The organism is Streptomyces sp. NPDC005784 (assembly GCF_042871525.1).
Classification (GTDB): Bacteria; Actinomycetota; Actinomycetes; order Streptomycetales; family Streptomycetaceae; genus Streptomyces.
In genome coordinates this window covers 130339-152143 of sequence record NZ_JBIAIQ010000010.1, presented here as the reverse complement: position 1 = coordinate 152143, position 21805 = coordinate 130339, and the positions used below count along the sequence as shown (strand labels likewise).

Sequence of the window (21805 nt, the reverse complement as noted above, 5' to 3'; positions counted from 1 at the left end):
CGCGGCCCGGTGCGCACGGTGACCTGCGTGGACCATTCGGGCACTCGATGTTCAAGTCTTGAATACAACTTCGTCACATCGGGCTTATTGATTCACATCCAGTCAAGTTTGACTTCGAAACTTGAAGGCATAGTCTCTCCGACGTTCCTTTTACCTTCAGGTGGTGGCCCACGTGAACATGTGCGCCACTGGTACCACCAGCGAAGGGTTTCCCCCCACCCCCGGCAGCGAGGCCGGTGGCCCGAGGAGTTTTACGTGACCAGCGCATCGCAGGCACCTAAGTCAGAAGCCAAGTTGGCTCACCCCGAACATCTCGGGCATGTCATCTTCATCGCGGCGGCGGCCGCCATGGGCGGCTTCCTGTTCGGCTACGACAGTGCCGTGATCAACGGAGCCGTCGAGGCCATCCGCAGCCGCTACGACATCGGCTCCGCGGCCCTGGCCCAGGTCATCGCCATCGCCCTGATCGGCTGCGCCATCGGCGCCGCGACCGCCGGCCGCATGGCCGACCGCATCGGCCGCATCCGCTGCATGCAGATCTCCGCGACCCTCTTCACCATCAGCGCCGTCGGCTCGGCGCTGCCCTTCGCGCTGTGGGACCTCGCCTTCTGGCGCATCGTCGGCGGATTCGCCATCGGAATGGCCTCCGTCATCGGCCCCGCCTACATCGCCGAGGTCTCCCCGGCCGCGTACCGCGGACGGCTCGGCTCGTTCCAGCAGGCCGCGATCGTCGTCGGCATCGCCATCTCGCAGCTCGTCAACTACGCCATCCTGAACGCCGCCGGCGGAGAGCAGCGAGGCGAGCTGATGGGCCTGGAAGCCTGGCAGGTCATGCTCGGCGTCATGGTCATCCCGGCCGTCCTCTACGGTCTGCTCTCCTTCGCCATCCCCGAGTCGCCGCGCTTCCTGCTCGAGGTCGGCCGCCGGGACCGTGCCCGTGAGGTGCTCAAAGAGGTCGAGGGCGACAAGATCGACCTGGACGCCCGCGTCGCCGAGATCGAGCACGCCATGAAGCGCGAGCACAAGTCGACCTTCAAGGACCTGCTCGGCGGGACCGTCTTCTTCAAGCCGATCGTCTGGGTCGGTATCGGCCTCTCGGTCTTCCAGCAGTTCGTCGGCATCAACATCGCGTTCTACTACTCTGCGACGCTGTGGCAGTCGGTCGGCGTCGACCCGACGGACTCGTTCTTCTACTCGTTCACCACGTCGATCATCAACATCATCGGCACCGTGATCGCCATGATCTTCGTGGACCGCATCGGCCGTAAGCCGCTCGCCCTCATCGGCTCGGTGGGCATGGCCATCGGTCTCGGCGCGGAGGCCTGGGCCTTCTCCTTCGACCTGGTCGACGGCAAGCTGCCGGCCACCCAGGGCTGGGTCGCCCTGATCGCCGCCCACGTCTTCGTCCTCTTCTTCGCCCTCTCCTGGGGTGTCGTGGTCTGGGTCTTCCTGGGCGAGATGTTCCCGAACCACATCCGCGCCGCCGCGCTCGGTGTCGCCGCCTCCGCACAGTGGATGGCCAACTGGGCCATCACCGCGAGCTTCCCGTCGCTGGCGGACTGGAACCTGTCCGGCACCTATGTGATCTACACATTCTTCGCCGTGCTCTCCATCCCCTTCGTGCTCAAGTTCGTCAAGGAGACGAAGGGCAAGACCCTGGAGGAGATGGGCTGACCGCCCACGTCGCCGGCGGCTCCTCGGGAGCCCCGGTGACTTCCCGGAACTCGGGGAGAAGGGCCAAGTCCCCGCTGCCCCTCTCCTCGTACTCGTAAAGAGGGCGTGCTGCCCCGGCTCGGACCGTGAGGTCAATCGAGCCGGGGCAGCACGCTCTCGCAGAACAGCCGCAGACTGCGCCAGCCCTCGTCCACGGGCATCCCGCCGGACAGCGGATGCAGGACGAGGTTGTCGAGGCCCTGCGCCACGCACTGGTCGGGCGTCAGGATGCGGTAGACGCCCTCGGCGCGCAGCTCCTCGACCGTGGTGGCCGCCGACCTCACCGCCGAGCGGATGTCACCGGACTGCCAGGAGGCGTACGTCCGCGCCTCGTGGAGGAAGTGGGAGCCGTACGCGGCCCAGGCCCGGTCCGGGTCCTCGGCGATGTGCAGCAGTGGCGTCTCGGCGCCGGGCATCATGGTCCAGCCCTCGGTGCCGTACTCGATGAGCCGCTCCTTGTAGTAGGCCTCGAGCTCGGGCAGGTGCGCGCTCGGGAAGAACGGCAGCCCGAGCCGGGCGGCGCGCCTGGCCGCCGCCCTGGACGAACCGCCCACCAGCAGCAGGGGGTGCGGATCCGAGAACGGACGCGGGGTGACCCGTACCGTGCGGCCCCGATAGGTGAACTCCTCGCCGGTCCACGCCTTCAGTACGGTCTCCAGGAGCTCGTCCTGGAGCTCGCCGCGCCGCTTCCAGTCGACGTCGAAGAGCGCGTACTCCTCGGGCCGGTAGCCGATGCCGGCCACGGTCACCAGGCGACCGCCGCTGAGCAGGTCGAGTACGGCGATCTCCTCGGCGAGACGCAGCGGGTCGTGCAGCGGGCCGATGACCGCGGAGACGGTGACCGCGAGACGCCGGGTCGCCCCGAAGACCGCGCCCGCGAACGCGAACGGCGAGGGCAGCCAGTTGTTGGCGACGCCGTGGTGCTCCTCGGTCTGCACCGTGGTGATCCCGCGGTCGTCGGCGTACGTGGCCATCTCGACGGCCGCCTGGTAGCGGGCACTGAGCGAGGCGGGGGTGGCGTCGGGTTCGACGAGGTTGAAGCGCACGACCGTTACGGGCATGGGAGGCCCCCCTTCGTGTGTGGAGGGGGACGGTAGCTGACGGTGCGTCAGGTTGCCATAGCGGCGGACGCCGGGGCCGGGCCGGAGCGCCGGTCGGATCGACGGGCCCGGTGGGGGTGCCGGACGCGGCCCGCGCCCACCGGCGCGGACCGCGCGCTCCCGGAGCCGCGCGGGGGGCGCCCGGGCCCATCCCGGAGCTCCAAGTGTTCGTACAAAACTACAAGAGTTCCCTTGCGTGGGGGGAAAAGCCTCCCGTGCGGGGGATGACTGATACTGGGTCCGTTATGGAAACCATCATCCTTGCTGTAGTCATCGCCGTGGTGGTGATCGGCGCGCTCGGTGGGCTCGTCGTCGGCAGTCGCAAGCGGAAGCAGCTGCCCCCGCCGCCCCCCGCCGCCCCCGACATCACCGCGCCTCCTGCCGAACCGCACGTCGGCGACGAGGCCGAAGAGCCGCACGACGAACCGCGCCGCACGATAGAGGAGGTGGATCTCCCCGAGGGCTCGGCCGCCGCGCCGGTCGCCGTCGAGGAACCTCCGGCCGTCCCCGCGATCGAGATCCCGGAACCGACCGCCGGCCGCCTGGTGCGCCTGCGCACCCGGCTCTCCCGCTCGCAGAACGCGCTCGGCAAGGGGCTGCTCACGCTGCTCTCGCGCGAGCACCTCGACGAGGAGACCTGGGAGGAGATCGAGGACACGCTGCTCGTCGCCGACGTCGGTGTGCAGCCCACCCAGGAGCTGGTCGAGCGGCTGCGCGAGCGCGTGAAGGTGCTCGGCACCCGGACGCCGGTCGAACTGCGCGGCCTGCTGCGCGAGGAACTGCTCACCCTGCTCGTCCCGGAGTTCGACCGCGAGGTCAAGACCGACTCGAACCTCGACACCCCGGGCATCGTGATGGTCGTCGGCGTCAACGGCACCGGCAAGACCACCACCACCGGCAAGCTCGCGCGCGTGCTCGTCGCCGACGGCAAGAACGTCGTGCTGGGCGCGGCCGACACCTTCCGCGCCGCCGCGGCCGACCAGCTTCAGACCTGGGGCGAGCGCGTGGGCGCCCGCACCGTCCGCGGCCCCGAGGGCGGCGACCCCGCCTCGATCGCGTTCGACGCGGTCAAGGAGGGCATCGCGGAGGGCGCCGACGTCGTCCTCATCGACACCGCGGGCCGGCTCCACACCAAGACCGGCCTCATGGACGAGCTCGGCAAGGTCAAGCGCGTCATCGAGAAGCACGCGCCGCTCGACGAGGTGCTGCTCGTCCTCGACGCGACCACCGGCCAGAACGGTCTGGTCCAGGCGCGTGTGTTCGCCGAGGTCGTGGAGATCACCGGCATCGTGCTGACGAAGCTCGACGGTACGGCGAAGGGCGGCATCGTCATCGCGGTGCAGCGCGAGCTGGGGGTCCCGGTCAAGCTGGTGGGGCTCGGCGAGGGCGCGGACGACCTGGCGCCGTTCGAGCCGGAGGCGTTCGTTGACGCCCTTATCGGAGAGTGACCACTCGCGCGAACGCGTAGGTGCCCGAAGAAGCGCCCGCCCCCACGGCATTGTCGGGGGACGGGCGCTTCGTCCTGTCCGGGTGGTGCGGTCGAGGGAGTCGGCCGCCGTGAGGCGAGGCGGCGGTGGGGGGACCGCTGTGGAGTGATTCAGGCCCGCGAACGGTGTGCCACATAGGCGAGCGTGCCGAGCAGCAGCCGGGCCGGGGGCGGCTTCGTGGCCGAGTCGAGGGCGGGGGAGCGCAGCCAGCGGACCGGGCCGAGTCCCGCGCGGTCGGAGGGCGGGGCGGTGATGAACGTGCCCGGACCCAGGCCGTGCAGGTCGAGGGAGGCGTCATCCCAGCCCATCCGGTAGAGGAGTTCGGGAAGCTCGGCGGCGGAACCGGGGGAGACGAAGAACTGGGCGCGGCCGTCCGCGGTGGCCGTGACCGGGCCGAGGGGGAGGCCCATGCGTTCCAGGCGGACGAGCGCGCGGCGCCCAGCCGGCTCGGCCACCTCGATCACGTCGAACGCCCGGCCGACCGGCAGCATCACCGCGGCACCCGGGAACTCGGACCAGATGCCGGTCGCCTCCATCAGTGTCGCGCCGGCCGGGATCGTCGGTGCGAAGCCCAGGGGGTGCGCACCCGGCGCGGCGCACTCGGCCCTGCCGCACGAGCACGCCCCCGCGGCGGCTCGGGCGCCCGGGACCACGTCCCATCCCCACAGTCCGGTGAACGCGGCGACGGCGGTGCCCTCCGAAGAGCGGCCGCGGCGACGAGCGCCGGTCCGGATGTCGCGCATCGCCCGACTACTGCCGATCGTGAAGCCCATGCCCCCTCCAACGGGTCCGATGCACCGGTGGTTACGTGATGGAACCGGATTGTCACCCTCTGTTCCTGACTGCCCGATATCGCGCGACCCAGACGGCGCCTTGTGGCGTGCGGGGTGGTGCGCTCGGTTCCGTGCGCCCTGGAGTGCACCTCTCTGCCCACCCTTGGCCGTTCCGTGTCAAGTGAATCGCGAGCAGGGCGACCGGAGTTCATTCGAAGGGGTGGCGAATGGTGGCGTTTCACCGATCGCCATGGTTGGACGCGTGATCGTAGGATTACTTTGTGTGCACGAGTCCTGTGGGTTGTCTGTACTCGTGGGTATGCCAAGGGCAAGCTGGTTTCCCGTTCGAAGGGTGAGAACCGCCGGACGCGCGGCCGTATTTACCGGCATTCTGATAGGGCTTGGCGCAGAGCGGCGACAAGTGGTCTCGGGGAGTGGGGGCGTTCCAGTGGGCGGCAACGGCGGAGGCGGGACGAACGCTGACAAGCGCCCCAACGACATGCTCGGCTCGTGGTTTGTGCGCAGCGGCTGGTCGAAAGGCGAGCTCGCGCGCCAAGTGAACCGCCGAGCCCGGCAGTTGGGGGCCAACCACATCTCCACGGACACCTCGCGGGTGCGCCGCTGGCTGGACGGGGAGAACCCGCGCGAGCCGATCCCGAGGATCCTGTCGGAGCTGTTCTCCGAGCGGTTCGGCTGTGTCGTCGCCGTGGAGGACCTCGGTCTGCGCGCGGCCCACCAGGCACCCTCGGTGTCCGGCATCGACCTTCCGTGGACGGGCCCCCAGACCGTCGCGCTGATCAGTGAATACTCGCGCAGCGACCTCATGCTGGCGCGGCGCGGCTTCCTCGGCAGCTCGCTGGCGCTCTCCGCGGGCCCGGCCCTCATCGAGCCCATGCAGCGCTGGCTCGTCCCCGCGCCCATGGCGTCGTACGAGGAGAGCGAACCCCCGGCCTCGACGCGCCGCGGCGGCCGGCTCTCCCAACCGGAGCTGGACCTCCTGGAGTCCACCACCGTGATGTTCCGTCAGTGGGACGCGCAGTGCGGCGGCGGACTGCGCCGCAAGGCGGTCGTCGGCCAGTTGCACGAGGTGACGGACCTCCTCCAGGAGCCGCAGCCCGCCGCCACCGGCAAGCGCCTGTTCAAGGTCGCCGCCGAACTGGCCGAACTGGCGGGCTGGATGAGCTACGACGTGGGCCTCCAGCCCACCGCGCAGAAGTACTTCGTGCTCGCCCTGCACGCCTCGAAGGAAGCGGGCGACAAACCGCTCGGCTCGTACATCCTCTCCAGCATGAGCCGCCAGATGATTCACCTCGGGCGGCCCGAGGACGCGCTGGAACTGATCCATCTCGCGCAGTACGGCAGCCGCGACTGCGCGAGCCCGCGCACCCAGTCGATGCTGTATGCGATGGAGGCCCGCGCCTACGCGAACATGGGCCAGCCCGGAAAGTGCAAGCGGGCCGTCCGGATGGCCGAGGACACCTTCGCCGACGTGCACGAGTGGGACGACCCGGACCCCGACTGGATCCGCTTCTTCTCCAAGGCCGAGCTGTACGGCGAGAATTCGCACTCCTACCGTGACCTCGCCTATGTCGCCGGGCGCAGCCCCACGTACGCCTCCATGGCCGAGCCCCTGATGCAGGAGGCGGTCGACCGTTTCGGCAAGGATTCCGAGCACCAGCGTTCGTACGCACTCAACCTCATCGGCATGGCCACCGTGCACCTTCTGCAGCGTGAGCCCGAGCGGAGTGCGGACCTGGCCAAGGAAGCCCTGAGGATCGGCAAGAAGGTGCGCTCGGAGCGCGTCAACACTCGTATCCGAAAGACGGTCGACACCGCGGTCCGCGATTTCGGGGACCTCGCCGAGGTCATCGACCTCACGGACCAGCTGGCCGTCGACCTGCCCGAGACCGCCGAGGCGGTCTGACACCTGGCCGCCCGAGCGGCCTTGCCCAGTACCCCGGCCGCGGCCGGTCGTCCCGAACTGCCCGACTCGGCTCCCCCATGCCAGGTCATCGGACGACCAGCCGTGGCCGGTTCCGCTGTATGCGGCCCCGGCCGGCTTCGCTCTCGCGGATGTGGCTGGTCACCGCGCGGATGCCTCGCACGGTGGTCGCGGCCTTCCTCGTCGAACAGGCCGCGAGCGCCCTGCCGGAGATTGCGTCACGATAACGATCGGTTCGACCGCAATCCGGCAGTTCATGAATGCGTAACACGCGGAGCGCCTTCGTCACTGGTGCGAAACATCGAGGGGCTTCCACGGAAACCGCGCTGCGTCAATCTCATGGCGCATAACCGGCCCACCCCTCACGACCACTCAGGCTTCGCCCGCACGGGGCCGTACCAACGACGAGGAGACGCCGATGGCACCAGCCATCACCCTTGCCGCAGAGGCACCCAAGCTGTCTGCCGCCAACACAGGGTTCATGCTCATCTGTTCCGCCTTGGTGCTCATCATGACGCCCGGACTCGCCTTCTTCTACGGAGGCATGGTCCGCGTCAAGAGCACCCTCAACATGCTGATGATGAGCTTCATCAGCATGGGGATCATCACCATCCTGTGGGTGCTGTACGGCTTCTCCCTCGCCTTCGGCACCGACAAGGGATCGTTCATCGGCTGGACCTCGGACTGGGTCGGCCTCAGCGACATCGGCCTGACGCAGCTGTGGCCCGGCTACACCATCCCGGTGTTCGTCTTCATGGTCTTCCAGATGATGTTCGCGATCATCACGCCCGCGCTGATAAGCGGTGCTCTCGCGGACCGCGTGAAGTTCACGGCGTGGTCGCTGTTCATCACGCTGTGGGCCACGCTCGTCTACTTCCCGGTCGCCCACTGGGTGTGGGGCACGGGCGGCTGGGCCTTCGACCTCGGCGTGATCGACTTCGCCGGTGGTACGGCGGTCCACATCAACGCGGGCGCCGCGGCGCTCGGCGTGATCCTGGTCATCGGCAAGCGCGTCGGCTTCAAGAAGGACCCGATGCGCCCGCACAGCCTTCCGCTGGTGATGCTCGGCTCCGGTCTGCTGTGGTTCGGCTGGTTCGGATTCAACGCCGGCTCGTGGCTCGGCAACGACGACGGCGTCGGCGCGCTGATGTTCGTCAACACGCAGGTCGCCACGGCGGCCGCCATGCTGGCCTGGCTCATCTACGAGAAGATCCGGCACGGCGCGTTCACCACGCTGGGCGCCGCCTCCGGCGCGGTCGCCGGTCTGGTCGCCATCACCCCCTCCGGTGGCTGTGTCTCCCCGCTCGGCGCGATCGCCGTCGGCGCGATCGCCGGTGTCCTGTGCGCCATGGCCGTGGGCCTGAAGTACCGGTTCGGTTACGACGACTCCCTGGACGTCGTCGGTGTCCACCTCGTCGGCGGTGTCATCGGCTCCCTGTTGATCGGCTTCTTCGCCAGTGGCAAGGGCCAGTCCACGGCCGAGGGCCTCTTCTACGGCGGCGGCCTGACCCAGTTCTGGAAGCAGTGCGCCGCGGTCTTCGCCGTCCTCGGCTACTCCCTGGTCGTCTCCGCCATCCTCGCCTTCCTCATCGACAAGACGATGGGCATGAGGGTCACCGAGGACGAGGAGGTCTCCGGCATCGACCAGGCCCAGCACGCCGAGACCGCATACGACTTCAGCGGTGCCGGCGGCGGCACCGCCCGGACCGCCGCGTCCGCCCCGGCCGACGCGGATGCCAAGAAGGTGGACGCATGAAGCTCATCACCGCCGTCGTGAAGCCTCACCGGCTCGACGAGATCAAGGAGGCCCTGCAGGCCTTCGGGGTTCACGGACTGACGGTCACCGAAGCGAGCGGCTACGGTCGGCAGCGGGGACACACCGAGGTCTACCGCGGTGCCGAGTACACCGTCGACCTCGTCCCCAAGATCCGCATAGAGGTGCTGGTCGAGGACGACGACGCCGAACAGCTCATCGACATCGTCGTGAAGGCGGCCCGTACCGGCAAGATCGGTGACGGCAAGGTGTGGTCCATCCCGGTCGATACGGCCGTCCGGGTCCGGACCGGCGAGCGCGGCCCGGACGCGCTCTGACCGGACCGGCCCGCCAGAAGAAAGACAGGAGTCGCTGGGTGACGAGTACGGACACGCGAGTGGAAGCAGAGGACTCGGGACCCAGCGGCTATGCGGCGGCCCGGCTGCGCCTCCTCCAAGAGGGGGCGCGGTCCGGGCCGCCGCGCCGTGCCGCCCTCGCCGAACTGACGGACGACTGGCTGACCGGCCTGTTCACCGCCGGATCCGAGGGGCTGCGCGGAGTCTCGCTCGTCGCCGTCGGCGGCTACGGCCGCGGTGAGCTCTCCCCCCGCAGCGACCTGGACCTGCTCCTCCTGCACGACGGCGCCGACTCAGGAGCCGTCGCCGCCCTCGCCGACCGCATCTGGTACCCCGTCTGGGACCTGGGCCTCGACCTCGACCACTCGGTCCGTACGCCGGCCGAGGCCCGCAAGACCGCCGCCGACGACCTCAAGGTCCAGCTCGGCCTCCTCGACGCCCGCCATCTCGCGGGCGATCTCGGCCTCACCGCCGGACTGCGTACGGCCGTCCTCGCCGACTGGCGCAACCAGGCGCCCAAGCGGCTGCCCGAACTCCAGGAACTGTGCGCGGAGCGCGCCGAACGCCAGGGCGAACTCCAGTACCTCCTCGAACCCGACCTGAAGGAAGCCCGCGGCGGACTGCGCGACGCCACCGCACTGCGCGCCGTCGCCGCGTCCTGGCTCGCCGACGCACCCCGCGAAGGCCTCTCCGACGCCCGCCGCAGACTCCTGGACGTCCGCGACGCCCTGCACCTCGCCACCGGGCGCGCCACCGACCGCCTCGCACTCCAGGAACAGGACCAGGTCGCCGCCGAACTCGGTCTGCTGGACGCCGACACCCTGCTGCGCCAGGTCTACGAAGCCGCGCGCGTCGTGTCGTACGCCAGTGACGTCACCTGGCGTGAGGTGGGGCGCGTACTGCGGTCGCGCGCCGTGCGCCCGCGGCTGCGCGCCATGCTCGGCGGCGGCAAGCCGGCCGCCGAGCGGTCCCCCCTCGCCGAGGGCGTGGTCGAACAGGACGGCGAGGTGGGGCTCGCCCGCACCGCGCGTCCCGAACGCGACCCCGTGCTCCCGCTCCGTGCGGCCGCCGCGGCCGCGCAGGCGGATCTCCCGCTCTCCCTGCACGCCGTACGGCGCATGGCCGCCGTCGCCCGTCCCCTGCCCACGCCCTGGCCCGCCGAGGCACGCCAACAGCTCGTCACGCTCCTCGGCTCGGGCCGCCCGACCATCGAGGTCTGGGAGGCACTGGAGGCGGAAGGGCTGATCACCCGGCTGCTGCCCGACTGGGAGCGGGTGCGCTGCCGCCCGCAGCGCAACGCCGTCCACATCTGGACCGTCGACCGCCACCTCATCGAGACGGCCGTCCGGGCCTCCGAACTGACCCGCCGCGTCGGCCGCCCCGACCTCCTGCTCGTCTCCGCCTTGCTGCACGACATCGGCAAGGGCTGGCCCGGCGACCACTCCGTGGCGGGCGAGATCATCGCCCGCGACGTGGCCGCCCGCATCGGCTTCGACCGCACGGACGTGGCGGTGCTCGCCACCCTCGTACGACACCATCTGCTGCTCATCGACACCGCGACCCGACGTGACCTGGAGGACCCGGCCACCGTCCGCTCGGTCGCCGAGGCCGTGGGATCGCAGGGCACCCTGGAACTGCTGCACGCGCTCACCGAGGCGGACGCGCTGGCCACCGGACCCGCCGCCTGGTCCTCCTGGCGCGGCTCCCTCGTCGCCGACCTGGTCAAACGGGTCTCGGCAGTCCTCGCCGGAGCGCCCGAGGAGCCCGAGGCCGCAGCGCCGACCGCCGAGCAGGAACGCCTCGCGATCGAGGCCTGCCGCACCGGCGGGCCCGTCCTGGCGCTGCGCGCACAGACCGAACCGGTCGACACCGACGCCGAGCCCACCACCGTCCCGGACGACCCGGAACCGCTCGGTGTGGAACTCCTGATCGCGGTCCCGGACCAGCCCGGCGTGCTCCCCTCGGTGGCCGGCGTCCTCGCCATGCACCGGCTGACCGTCCGCACCGCCGAGCTGCGCGCCCTGGACCTGCCCGACGGTGTCGAGGGCTCGGTCCTGCTGCTCAACTGGCGGGTCGCCGCGGAGTACGGCTCCCTGCCGCAGGCCGCCCGCCTGCGCGCCGACCTCGTACGCGCCCTGGACGGCTCCCTCGACATCACCGCGCGTCTCGCCGAACGCGACGCCGCCTACCCGCGCCGTCGCGGAACGGTCGCGCCGCCGCCCCGCGTGACGGTCGCCCCGGCCGCCTCGCGCCACGCCACGGTCATAGAGGTCCGCGCCCACGACGCCCCTGGCCTGCTGCACCGCATCGGGCGGGCCCTGGAGAACGCTCACGTCCGGGTACGGAGCATGCACGTCTCCACCCTCGGCGCGAACGCCGTGGACGCCTTCTACGTGACGGGAACGAAGGGAGCGCCCCTGCCGGGGGCGGAGGCGGCCTCACTGGCGCGCGCCCTGGAGGAGACGCTGCGGGGGTGACCGCGGGGTCGTTTTGCGCGTTGAGCGGACAGGTGATCCCCGCACCCCGGGGGCGGCCCGGTCGCCGAAAGCCGATCGGGGAGAGATTCCGGGCCTCCTCCCCGCCGCTGCCGGCCTTCGGGGCTTCCGTCCCCGCACGCTGAATGCAGCGGGCGGGGACGATTCGCTTGCGGGGCCGGATACCCTGGAGGGCAGCCCAAGACGCCCCCGACTCCGAGGACCGAAGCCACCGTGTTCGATACCCTCTCCGACCGCCTCAGCGCGACGTTCAAAAACCTCCGCGGCAAGGGGCGCCTCAGTGAGGCGGACATCGACGCCACGGCCCGGGAAATCCGCATCGCGCTTCTCGAAGCCGACGTCGCCCTGCCCGTCGTCCGGACGTTCATCAAGAACGTCAAGGAGAGGGCGCTCGGGAGCGAGGTCTCCAAGGCGCTCAACCCCGCCCAGCAGGTCCTGAAGATCGTGAACGACGAGCTCGTCACGATCCTCGGTGGTGAGACCCGCCGCCTCCGGTTCGCCAAGAACCCGCCCACCGTGATCATGCTCGCGGGTCTCCAGGGCGCGGGCAAGACCACGCTCGCCGGAAAGCTCGGCAAGTGGCTCAAGGACCAGGGTCACTCCCCGCTCCTCGTCGCCGCCGACCTCCAGCGCCCGAACGCGGTGAACCAGCTCAGCGTGGTCGCCCAGCGTGCGGGTGTCGCCGTCTACGCCCCCGAGCCGGGCAACGGCGTCGGCGACCCGGTCAAGGTCGCCAAGGACTCCATGGAGTACGCGAAGACCAAGGTCCACGACATCGTGATCGTGGACACCGCCGGCCGCCTCGGTATCGACCAGGAGCTCATGCAGCAGGCCGCGGACATCCGCGACGCCGTCAGCCCTGACGAGATCCTTTTCGTCGTCGACGCGATGATCGGCCAGGACGCGGTCAACACGGCCGAGTCCTTCCGCGACGGCGTCGGCTTCGACGGCGTGGTGCTCTCCAAGCTCGACGGTGACGCCCGCGGTGGTGCGGCCCTGTCGATCGCCTCGGTCACCGGCAAGCCGATCATGTTCGCGTCGAACGGCGAGAAGCTCGACGACTTCGACGCCTTCCACCCGGACCGGATGGCCTCCCGCATCCTCGACATGGGTGACATCCTCACCCTGATCGAGCAGGCGGAGAAGACGTTCAGCCAAGAAGAGGCCGAGAAGATGGCCTCCAAGCTGGCGTCCAAGAAGGGTCAGGACTTCACTCTGGACGACTTCCTGTCCCAGATGGAGCAGGTCAGGAAGATGGGCAGCATCAGCAAGCTGCTCGGCATGCTCCCGGGCATGGGCCAGATCAAGGACCAGATCAACAACCTCGACGAGCGCGACGTCGACCGTACGGCCGCCATCATCAAGTCGATGACTCCGGCCGAGCGCCAGGAGCCGACGATCATCAACGGCTCGCGCCGCGCCCGTATTGCCAAGGGCTCCGGCGTCGAGGTCAGCGCGGTCAAGGGCCTGGTGGAGCGCTTCTTCGAGGCCCGCAAGATGATGTCCCGCATGGCCCAGGGCGGCGGGATGCCGGGCATGCCCGGGATGCCGGGCATGGGCGGCGGCCCCGGCCGCGCCAAGAAGAAGCAGAAGCAGGCCAAGGGCAAGCAGCGCTCCGGCAACCCGATGAAGCGCAAGCAGCAGGAGGAAGAGGAGGCCGCTCGCCGCGAGGCCGGCGCGCAGGGCGGCAACGCCTTCGGTCTCCCGCAGCAGGGCGCCCAGGAAGACTTCGAGCTGCCGGACGAGTTCAAGAAGTTCATGGGCTGACCTCCCGTCCCGTACGGGAACGACTTTCGTGACGCCCACTGGGGGCGCCCCTCGCCGCGAGGGGCGCCCCCAGTGGCATGAGCGCGGGTGCCGGGTTCAAGAGCGAGGGTGCCGGTGTCCACCATCTGTCGTAGCGTCCACTTATGAGCAACCCCGTGCCGCCGCGCAAGGAACCTGACAAGCCGTGGCGTACCGAGGGCACGCCGCCCGAGCCGACCCCGCCGTCGGGCGGCCGGCGGAAGCTGCCCGGCGGCTGGTGGAGCCTGGCCCTGGCGGCGCTCATCGTGTTCCTGATCGCCAACCTGGTGCTGTCCTTCTACAACAAGGGCAACGAGCCGACGATCTCGTACACGGAGTTCAGCAGGCAGGTGGGCGACGGCAACGTCTCCAAGATCTATTCCAAGGGCGACGCGATCCAGGGGCAGCTCAAGAACTCCCAGGAGAACCCCGAGGGCGACGGGAAATACACGAAGTTCAAGACCCAGCGCCCGGTCTTCGCGGACGACAAGCTCTGGCAGAACCTGGAGAAGCACGACGTCACGGTGACCGCCTCGCCAGTGGTCCAGGAGCGCAGTTTCCTCTTCAACCTGCTGATCTCGCTCGCCCCGATGGCCCTGCTCGTCGTCCTGTGGATCTTCATCGCCCGGCGGATGGGCTCCGGCATGGGCGGCGCCGGCGGCATGCTCGGCCGCAAGACACCCCCCAAGCCGGTCGAACTCGTGCCCGGCGGCAAGCGCACGACGTTCGCGGACGTGGCCGGCATCGACGAGGTCGCCGGTGAGCTCAACGATGTCGTGGACTTCCTGAAGAACCCCGACGCGTACCGGAGGATGGGCGCGAAGATGCCGCGCGGTGTGCTGCTGGCGGGGCCGCCCGGCACCGGAAAGACCCTGCTCGCACGGGCGGTCGCGGGGGAGGCGGGTGTCCCGTTCTTCTCGGCCTCCGCCTCCGAGTTCATCGAGATGATCGTGGGCGTCGGCGCCTCGCGCGTCCGCGAACTGTTCTCCGAGGCCCGCAAAGTGGCCCCGTCCATCATCTTCATCGACGAGATCGACACCATCGGACGGGCACGGTCGGGCGGCTCCGCCATGGGCGGCCACGACGAGCGCGAGCAGACGCTCAACCAGATCCTCACCGAGATGGACGGCTTCTCCGGCTCGGAGGGCGTCATCGTCATCGCCGCCACCAACCGTGCGGACATCCTGGACCCGGCGCTCACCCGCCCCGGCCGCTTCGACCGCGTCGTCAACGTCTCGCCCCCCGACCGCGGCGGCCGTGAGGCGATCCTGGAGATCCACACCCGTGACATTCCGCTCGCCGCCGGCGTGGACCTGACCCAGGTGGCCCGTTCGACCCCGGGCATGACGGGTGCCGACCTCGCCAACCTCGCCAACGAGGCGGCCCTTCTCGCCGTCAAGCGCAAGCAGGAGGAGGTGACACAGGGCGACCTCTCCGAAGCGCTGGAGAAGGTCCAGCTCGGTGCCGAACGCTCGCTGGTCATGCCCTACGAGGAACGCAGGCGCACCGCGTACCACGAGAGCGGCCACGCCCTTCTCGGGATGCTGCGGCCCGGTGCCGACCCGGTCCGCAAGATCACCATCGTCCCGCGCGGCCGCGCCCTCGGCGTCACCCTCTCGACGCCGGACGCGGACCGGTACGCGTACACCGAGGAGTACCTGCGCGGCCGGATCATCGGCGCCCTCGGCGGCATGGCCGCCGAGCACGTCGTCTACGACGTCATCACCACGGGCTCGGAGAACGACCTGGAACAGGTCACGAACCTCGCCCGCGGCATGGTGGCCCGCTGGGGCATGAGCGAACGCGTCGGCCGGCTGTCCGCGCTGCCCAACGACGCCCAGCAGGCCTACGGCCTCGCGGCGGCCCCGGGCACCCTCGACTCGATCGACCACGAGATGCGCCGCATCGTCGACGAGTGCTACGACGAGGCCTGCCAGAAACTCCGCGAGCACAGAGGGCAACTGGACGCCCTGGCGGAGGCGCTTCTCGCGAACGAGACGCTGGAGGAGGCGGAGGCGTACCGGATCGCAGGGGTGCCCAGGGCGCCGAAGGAGGCGTGACCGCCCGGGACTGACCTCGGCAACCGTCCCGGGACCGATCTCGGCAGACGGGCGCGGGACTGACCTCGGCAACCGTCCCGGGACCGATCTCGGCAGACGGGCGCGGGACTGACCTCGGCAGACGGGCGCGGGACTGGCTTCAGCAGACCGCCCTTGGGACCGGACCGGCGTGAGACCGCCCTCGGACCGACTCGGACGGTCCTGAGGCCACCCCTCGGACCGGCCTCGCAAGGGCCTGGGACCGACTTCGGACCGCCCTGAGGCCGCCCTCGGACCGACTCAGACCGTCCGGGCGATCAGGTACCGGAACACGTTCGGCATCCAGACGGTCCCGTCCCGCCGCAAGTGAGGATGCAGCGCCTCCGCCACTTCCTTGTCGACCTGGGCCTGGTCGGTGGCGTCGACCGCGGCGTCGAAGAGCCCTGTGGAGAGCAGTCCGCGCACGGCACTGTCCACGTCGGCGTAGCCGAACGGGCAGGCCACCCGCCCCGAGCCGTCCGGCCGCAGCCCGGCCCGCTGGGCGACCTCCTCCAGATCGTCCCGGCAGGCGGCGCGCCAGCTCGCCGCACCGCGCAGGGGATCGGCCAGCTTGGTGGCGACCCGCAGCACGGCCGAGGTGCTGCACCGCTCCGGTGGTCCCCAGCCGACCAGGACCACGGGAGTGCCCCGGCCGGTGAGCGGCGACGCCTCCGCGAGCAGCGAACCGAGCCCTTCGGAGTCGCCGGCCACGCAGCCGATCGGCTCGAAGGCGGTCACCAGGTTGTACACAGGCGACCCGGCGACGGCCGCGTCCCCGGGAGAGCCGGCCACGAGCCGGGCTTCGGCGCGCGGGGGCGTGTCCCATGCCTGCGGCAGCAGACGTTCCCGTGCGAGGGTCAGCCGTTCGGGTGACGAGGAGTCGACACCCGTGACCGCGGCGCCGCGGGAGGCCGCCATCAGCAGGGCGAGCCCTGCCCCGCAGCCGAGCCCGAGCAGCCGTGTCCCGCCGCCCACTTCGAGTCGCTCGTAGACGGCCTCGTAGAGCGGCACCAGCATCCGCTCCTGGATCTCGGCCCAGTCACGCGCGCGTGCACCCCGGTCCGCGCGGGGCGATGGGCCGGCATGAGGAAGGTGCTGCCGCACGAGCGTAGGTGTCATCGAAAGTGCCCCAATCCGCCGAGAGTTGCTGCCGGGCCCCCTTTTCCCTCGCCCCCGCGCAGGAGGCCCGCACTCCCCCCGTATGTCAGGTAACTCCGCCCTCGACGTGCCGTCCAGGGGTTGCGGGGCCCCGTTTGTGCCCCAGCCGCAAAGGGCGCGAGAATTCACATACCGGCAACGTGGGCCCGTACCATCACCCGCATGGCAAAGGCACCCGTTCTCACGCCCCGGGCGGACGATTTCCCGCGCTGGTACCAGGACTTGATCAACAAGGCCGAGCTGGCGGACAACGGTCCGGTGCGCGGCACCATGGTCATCCGGCCGTACGGGTACGGGCTGTGGGAGCGGATGCAGCAGGAGATGGACGCCCGCATCAAGGAAGCGGGTGCCCAGAACGCGTACTTCCCGCTGTTCATCCCGCAGTCGTACCTGACCCGGGAGGCGGAGCACGTCGAGGGCTTCGCCCCCGAACTCGCGGTCGTCACGCACGGCGGCGGCAAGGAGTTGGAGGAGCCGGTCGTCGTTCGTCCCACCTCCGAGACGATCATCAACGCCTCCTTCTCCAAGTGGGTGCAGAGCTACCGCGATCTGCCGCTGCTGATCAACCAGTGGGCGAACGTGGTCCGTTGGGAGATGCGCCCGCGGGTGTTCCTCCGTACGACCGAATTCCTCTGGCAGGAGGGCCACACCGCGCACGCCACCTACGAGGACGCCCGGGACTACGCCGCGCACATCCACAAGGAGGTGTACGCCGACTTCATGGTCAACGTCCTCGGTATCGATGTCGTCCTTGGCCGGAAGACGGCGAGCGAGCGGTTCGCGGGCGCCATCAACACCCTCACGCTCGAAGCCATGATGGGCGACGGCAAGGCGCTCCAGATGGGCACCAGCCATGAGCTGGGGCAGAACTTCGCGAAGGCGTTCAACACCCAGTACCTGTCCAGGGACGGGAAGCAGGAGCTCGTCTGGCAGACCTCCTGGGGGTCCTCGACCCGCATGGTGGGTGGCCTGATCATGTCGCACGGTGATGACAGTGGGTTGCGAGTGCCGCCCCGGCTCGCCCCAGTACAGGTCGTCGTCCTCGCGATCAAGGGGGACGAGGCGGTTCTGGCCAAGGTCCGCGAAATCGGCGACCGGCTGAAGGCGGCGGGTGTAAAGGTCCAGGTCGACGACCGTACGGACACCCCCTTCGGGCGCCGGGCCGTCGACTGGGAGCTCAAGGGCGTCCCCGTACGCGTCGAGGTCGGCCCCCGTGACCTGGAGAGCGGCACGGCGATGCTGGCCCGCCGCATCCCCGGAGGCAAGGAGCCCGTGACCGTCGACGCACTGGCGGCCCTGCTTCCCGCCGTCCTGGAAGAGGACCAGGCGCTCCTCCTGCGGCAGTCCCGCGAGCGCCGCGAGTCCCGTACCTCGGACGTGTCGACGGTCGACGCGGCCGTGGAGGCCGCCGAGGCGGGCGGCTGGGCGCGCATTCCCTGGGCCGACCTCGGCGAAGAGGGCGAGGCCAGGCTCGCCGAGCACGCGGTGACCGTACGGTGTCTGGTCGCCGAGGACGGGTCGGTGCCGGACGCCGACGACGCACCCGGTAACGTCGCCGTCGTCGCGCGCGCCTACTGAGTGGGACGCGAGGGCGGCCGAAACACCTCTTGCGCATCTGCCGACCACAGGTGCCCCGGCGTGCGGATACCGTCTACGCGCCGGGGCGTACGTGTGCCTACGTACCGCCTTGGTATGAGCTGTGATGCTTCTCCGCAGATCAGCGCACCCGCCCTCGTCAGGACGCATCAGCGGCAACTGACGGGTACGTGCAAATTATTTGGGATGCCCCGGAATAGGAACACAGAGGCACCTCCGCTCGTTCTCATTACGTGAGCACGACACCACCTGTTCTCGCCGCAGAGCTGGCAGGGGCGTGGGCCGATATTCAGCGGTACCACCCCGAACTGCCTGATCTTGCCGCGCCAGAGTCCCTGATCGGAGAATCGTCGTCCGCCTGCGGACACGAGCTCTCCTTCGAACGACTGCTTCACGAAGCAGTCCACGGCATCGCCGCCGCCCGTGGAGTCCGCGACACCTCGCGCGCCGGCCGGTATCACAACCGCAGATTCCTCGCGATCGCCGAGGAGCTGGGCCTCGACCACCCCGAGGAGCCGCATCCAAGCAGTGGCTTCTCGCTGGTCACGCTCAGCCCCGAGGCGAAGCGCCGCTACCGCCCGACCATCGAGCGGCTCCAGCGTGCGCTGAAGGCACACACGGCCGCCACGTCCGCGGACACCGCCCGCTCGTTCCGCGGCCCGGCCGCCCGCCACGGCTCCTCCGGGGGCGGCGTCCGCGTCAAGGCCGTCTGCGACTGCGGGCGCAATGTGCGCGTGGTCCCGTCGGTCCTCGCGCAGGCGCCGATCGTGTGCGGAGGATGCGGCAAACCCTTCCGGATTCCGGAGGTGGTCGGGGCTGCCGTCGCCTGAGGTGCGTGCGACACCGGCGTCTCGTGGGTGCCGGACGAGTACGCGCGGCCCGTGAGCAGTCGTGCCTCCCCCACCTGCCCCTGGGGAAGTGGGGGAATTCAGGAGGCACGAGTGCGCGCGGGCCACGCCTCGCCGACCCGCCAGCGGCCGATCCACGCCGGTCCATGCCTGACGGGCACCCGGAACGCCGGGTGCCCGTCAGGCATGGGCCCGCACACCCTCGGTCCGGGCGGACCGCAGGATGTGGCAGAATGGCTAGCTGTACTCGACAGCCGCATAGGACCCCTCTCTCCTCCGGCTGACGCGTCCATCGGGCACTCGGGTACCGCAACCCCACGCGGCCATCTCTGCGTGCCCAACCCCGTCAAGACCAGGAGACACCACTTCCGTGGCAGTCAAGATCAAGCTGAAGCGTCTGGGCAAGATCCGTTCGCCTCACTACCGCATCGTCGTCGCCGACTCCCGTACCCGCCGTGATGGCCGGGCCATCGAGGAGATCGGTCTGTACCACCCGGTGCAGAACCCTTCGCGCATCGAGGTCGACTCGGACCGTGCGCAGTACTGGCTGGGTGTCGGCGCGCAGCCGACCGAGCCCGTGCTCGCCATCCTGAAGCTGACCGGCGACTGGCAGAAGTTCAAGGGCCTGCCGGCCCCGGCTCCGCTGCTCGTGGCCGAGCCGAAGGCCGCGCGCCCGCTGTTCGACGCCCTCGGTGGCGACGACACGGGCAAGGGTGAGGCCATCACCCAGAAGAAGAAGGCTGAGAAGAAGGACGAGGCTCCGGCCGAGTCCGAGTCGACCGAGGCCTGAGCATGCTCGAGGAGGCTCTCGAGCACCTCGTGAAGGGCATCGTCGACAACCCGGACGATGTGCAGGTCGCCTCGCGCAACCTGCGCCGCGGGCGCGTTCTCGAGGTCCGGGTCCACCCCGACGACCTCGGCAAGGTGATCGGCCGCAACGGCCGCACCGCGCGCGCTCTGCGCACCGTCGTGGGCGCCATCGGCGGCCGCGGTGTCCGCGTCGACCTCGTCGACGTGGATCACGTCCGCTGACGTATCAGGCAGCACCGGCTCGGGCCGGGGAGGGCTTACGAGCCGTCCCCGGCCCGTAGTCGTCTGCGAACCCTCGCAGGCGGTTCCGGACCGCGTGAACGCCCACGCAACCCGGGCGTCCGCGCATCCGCAGTCGTCCATGAAGCATTGCCGTCGGCACACGACAGGAGATCAAGCACAGTGCAGCTGGTAGTCGCTCGCGTGGGTCGTGCCCACGGCATCAAGGGCGAGGTCACCGTGGAGGTCCGCACCGACGAGCCGGAGCTCAGGCTCGGGCCCGGTGCCGTCCTGCTCACCGATCCGGCCTCCACCGGACCACTGACCATCGAGACGGGCCGCGTCCACAGCGGCCGTCTTCTGCTGCGCTTCGCGGGCGTGCGGGACCGCAACGCCGCCGAGGCGCTGCGCAACACCCTGCTGATCGCCGAGGTCGACCCGAACGAGGTGCCGGAGGACCCGGACGAGTACTACGACCACCAGCTGATGGACCTGGACGTGGTCACGAAGGACGGCGAGGAGGTCGGGCGCATCACCGAGATCTCGCACCTGCCCTCGCAGGACCTGTTCGTGGTGGAGCGCCCGGACGGGACCGAGGTGCTGATCCCGTTCGTGGAGGAGATCGTCGTCGAGATCGACCTCGAGGAGCAGCGGGCCGTCATCGACCCGCCGCCCGGACTGATCGACGACCAGGCGGAGGTCGTCTCCTCCAGGGACGCCGAGAACGGCTCCTCCGGGGACGACGAGGACGCCGCGGAGGCCGACGCCTGATGCGGCTCGACGTGGTCACGATCTTCCCCGAGTACCTGGAACCCCTGAACGTCTCGCTCGTCGGCAAGGCCCGCGCGCGCGGGCAGCTGAACGTGCACGTGCACGATCTTCGGGAGTGGACCTACGACCGCCACAACACGGTCGACGACACTCCCTACGGCGGCGGCCCCGGCATGGTCATGAAGACCGAGCCCTGGGGCGACGCCCTGGACTCCGTCCTGGCGGACGGTTACGAGACGGGCGCCCACGGGCCCGTCCTCGTCGTCCCCACCCCCAGCGGGCGCTCGTTCACCCAGCAGCTCGCCGTCGAGCTCTCCGAGCGCCCCTGGCTGGTCTTCACGCCCGCGCGCTACGAGGGCATCGACCGCCGTGTCATCGACGAGTACGCGACGAGGATGCCCGTCTACGAGGTGTCCATCGGCGACTACGTCCTCGCCGGCGGCGAGGCGGCCGTCCTCGTCGTCACCGAGGCCGTGGCGCGGCTGCTGCCGGGTGTCCTCGGCAACGCCGAGTCCCACCGGGACGACTCCTTCGCCCCCGGGGCCATGGCCAACCTCCTGGAGGGCCCGGTGTACACCAAGCCCCCGCAGTGGCGTGGCCGTGAGATCCCCGATGTGCTGGTCAGCGGCCACCATGGGAAGATCGCCCGCTGGCGCCGCGACGAGGCCCTGCGCCGCACCGCGGCGAACCGGCCCGACCTCATCGAGCGCTGGGACGCCTCCGCCTTCGACAAGAAGGACCGCGAGATGCTCTCGATCCTGGGCTGGCAGCCGGATCCCGGCGGCCGATTTTGGCGCAGGCCGGAGGCCGTGGAAGAATAGGCCGCTGCTCTACGTCGTCCGGCGTGCGCCCCTGCCACAGGGGGACACGACGCCCGTCCCGGCGAGGCAGCACCATCTTCGAACCTCTCTCCCGTTGATG

Annotated in this window: 17 protein-coding genes; 14 read left to right on the top strand and 3 right to left on the bottom strand. The window is 70.1% G+C overall.

What is annotated here, in order from left to right; all coding sequences use genetic code 11:
* Positions 1 to 255: 255 nt before the first annotated feature.
* On the top strand, positions 256 to 1674 hold the full coding sequence (locus ACFYR3_RS18805; protein WP_355842362.1) for a sugar porter family MFS transporter: 1419 nt from the start codon (positions 256 to 258) through the stop codon (positions 1672 to 1674).
* A gap of 131 nt (positions 1675 to 1805) precedes the next feature.
* On the opposite strand, the gene ACFYR3_RS18800 is transcribed toward ACFYR3_RS18805, so the two are convergent.
* A complete protein-coding gene (locus ACFYR3_RS18800) occupies positions 1806 to 2774 on the bottom strand; it encodes an LLM class flavin-dependent oxidoreductase (protein ID WP_355842359.1) in 969 nt (322 codons plus the stop codon).
* Between the two features lie 284 nt (positions 2775 to 3058).
* Between ACFYR3_RS18800 and ftsY the strand changes: the two genes are divergently transcribed.
* Positions 3059 to 4261: a signal recognition particle-docking protein FtsY gene (gene ftsY / locus ACFYR3_RS18795; protein WP_355842356.1), complete on the top strand. Its 1203-nt coding sequence runs from the start codon at positions 3059 to 3061 to the stop codon at positions 4259 to 4261.
* A gap of 149 nt (positions 4262 to 4410) precedes the next feature.
* Here ftsY and ACFYR3_RS18790 read toward each other — a convergent pair whose 3' ends face one another.
* On the bottom strand, positions 4411 to 5073 hold the full coding sequence (locus tag ACFYR3_RS18790; RefSeq protein WP_355842353.1) for a bifunctional DNA primase/polymerase: 663 nt from the start codon (positions 5071 to 5073) through the stop codon (positions 4411 to 4413).
* Between the two features lie 448 nt (positions 5074 to 5521).
* Here ACFYR3_RS18790 and ACFYR3_RS18785 point away from each other — a divergent pair, with 448 nt between their 5' ends.
* The 6 genes from ACFYR3_RS18785 (at position 5522) to ftsH (ending at position 15464) form a co-directional block, all read left to right on the top strand.
* Positions 5522 to 6997: a hypothetical protein gene (locus ACFYR3_RS18785; RefSeq protein ID WP_355842350.1), complete on the top strand. Its 1476-nt coding sequence runs from the start codon at positions 5522 to 5524 to the stop codon at positions 6995 to 6997.
* Positions 6998 to 7433: 436 nt separating this feature from the next.
* On the top strand, positions 7434 to 8771 hold the full coding sequence (locus ACFYR3_RS18780; RefSeq protein WP_355842347.1) for an ammonium transporter: 1338 nt from the start codon (positions 7434 to 7436) through the stop codon (positions 8769 to 8771).
* Complete coding sequence (locus ACFYR3_RS18775) at positions 8768 to 9106, top strand: P-II family nitrogen regulator (RefSeq protein ID WP_261708276.1); 339 nt, start codon at positions 8768 to 8770, stop codon at positions 9104 to 9106. Before ACFYR3_RS18780 ends, ACFYR3_RS18775 begins: the two co-directional genes overlap by 4 nt.
* Before the next feature lie 38 nt (positions 9107 to 9144).
* Positions 9145 to 11601, top strand: a complete 2457-nt coding sequence (locus ACFYR3_RS18770; protein ID WP_355842344.1) for a [protein-PII] uridylyltransferase — start codon at positions 9145 to 9147, stop codon at positions 11599 to 11601.
* A gap of 231 nt (positions 11602 to 11832) precedes the next feature.
* Positions 11833 to 13386, top strand: coding sequence for a signal recognition particle protein (ffh, locus tag ACFYR3_RS18765; protein WP_355842341.1), 1554 nt, complete (start codon positions 11833 to 11835; stop codon positions 13384 to 13386).
* Positions 13387 to 13529: 143 nt separating this feature from the next.
* Positions 13530 to 15464, top strand: a complete 1935-nt coding sequence (gene ftsH, locus ACFYR3_RS18760) for an ATP-dependent zinc metalloprotease FtsH (RefSeq protein WP_355842338.1) — start codon at positions 13530 to 13532, stop codon at positions 15462 to 15464.
* 279 nt (positions 15465 to 15743) lie between these two features.
* Here the strand turns inward: ftsH and ACFYR3_RS18755 are convergent, their stop codons facing one another.
* On the bottom strand, positions 15744 to 16601 hold the full coding sequence (locus ACFYR3_RS18755) for an SAM-dependent methyltransferase (RefSeq protein WP_355842335.1): 858 nt from the start codon (positions 16599 to 16601) through the stop codon (positions 15744 to 15746).
* A 201-nt stretch (positions 16602 to 16802) separates the two neighbouring features.
* Between ACFYR3_RS18755 and proS the strand changes: the two genes are divergently transcribed.
* The 6 genes from proS (at position 16803) to trmD (ending at position 21705) form a co-directional block, all read left to right on the top strand.
* Positions 16803 to 18218, top strand: coding sequence for a proline--tRNA ligase (gene proS / locus ACFYR3_RS18750; RefSeq protein ID WP_389283910.1), 1416 nt, complete (start codon positions 16803 to 16805; stop codon positions 18216 to 18218).
* Between the two features lie 251 nt (positions 18219 to 18469).
* A complete protein-coding gene (locus ACFYR3_RS18745) occupies positions 18470 to 19066 on the top strand; it encodes a hypothetical protein (protein ID WP_389283908.1) in 597 nt (198 codons plus the stop codon).
* A gap of 388 nt (positions 19067 to 19454) precedes the next feature.
* The gene (gene rpsP, locus ACFYR3_RS18740) at positions 19455 to 19874 is read left to right on the top strand and encodes a 30S ribosomal protein S16 (protein WP_351123659.1); all 420 of its coding nucleotides are present in this window, start codon (positions 19455 to 19457) and stop codon (positions 19872 to 19874) included.
* A 2-nt stretch (positions 19875 to 19876) separates the two neighbouring features.
* The gene (locus tag ACFYR3_RS18735) at positions 19877 to 20116 is read left to right on the top strand and encodes an RNA-binding protein (RefSeq protein WP_003973401.1); all 240 of its coding nucleotides are present in this window, start codon (positions 19877 to 19879) and stop codon (positions 20114 to 20116) included.
* A 180-nt stretch (positions 20117 to 20296) separates the two neighbouring features.
* Positions 20297 to 20884 carry a ribosome maturation factor RimM gene (rimM, locus tag ACFYR3_RS18730; protein ID WP_355842326.1) on the top strand — a complete coding sequence of 196 codons (588 nt, stop codon included), beginning with the start codon at positions 20297 to 20299 and terminating at the stop codon, positions 20882 to 20884.
* Positions 20884 to 21705 carry a tRNA (guanosine(37)-N1)-methyltransferase TrmD gene (gene trmD, locus ACFYR3_RS18725; protein WP_389283906.1) on the top strand — a complete coding sequence of 274 codons (822 nt, stop codon included), beginning with the start codon at positions 20884 to 20886 and terminating at the stop codon, positions 21703 to 21705. The genes rimM and trmD overlap by 1 nt, the downstream gene beginning before the upstream one ends.
* The last annotated feature ends 100 nt before the right edge of the window (positions 21706 to 21805 follow it).

Excerpts from the sequence above, each read along its gene's own strand:
- ACFYR3_RS18800 (WP_355842359.1), bottom strand. The coding sequence starts at position 2,774 with ATGCCCGTAACGGTCGTGCGCTTCAACCTCGTCGAACCCGACGCCACC.
- ftsY (WP_355842356.1), top strand. The coding sequence starts at position 3,059 with ATGGAAACCATCATCCTTGCTGTAGTCATCGCCGTGGTGGTGATCGGC.
- ACFYR3_RS18790 (WP_355842353.1), bottom strand. The coding sequence starts at position 5,073 with ATGGGCTTCACGATCGGCAGTAGTCGGGCGATGCGCGACATCCGGACC.
- ACFYR3_RS18780 (WP_355842347.1), top strand. The coding sequence starts at position 7,434 with ATGGCACCAGCCATCACCCTTGCCGCAGAGGCACCCAAGCTGTCTGCC.
- ACFYR3_RS18775 (WP_261708276.1), top strand. The coding sequence starts at position 8,768 with ATGAAGCTCATCACCGCCGTCGTGAAGCCTCACCGGCTCGACGAGATC.
- ftsH (WP_355842338.1), top strand. The coding sequence starts at position 13,530 with ATGAGCAACCCCGTGCCGCCGCGCAAGGAACCTGACAAGCCGTGGCGT.
- ACFYR3_RS18755 (WP_355842335.1), bottom strand. The coding sequence starts at position 16,601 with ATGACACCTACGCTCGTGCGGCAGCACCTTCCTCATGCCGGCCCATCG.
- proS (WP_389283910.1), top strand. The coding sequence starts at position 16,803 with ATGGCAAAGGCACCCGTTCTCACGCCCCGGGCGGACGATTTCCCGCGC.
- ACFYR3_RS18735 (WP_003973401.1), top strand. The coding sequence starts at position 19,877 with ATGCTCGAGGAGGCTCTCGAGCACCTCGTGAAGGGCATCGTCGACAAC.
- trmD (WP_389283906.1), top strand. The coding sequence starts at position 20,884 with ATGCGGCTCGACGTGGTCACGATCTTCCCCGAGTACCTGGAACCCCTG.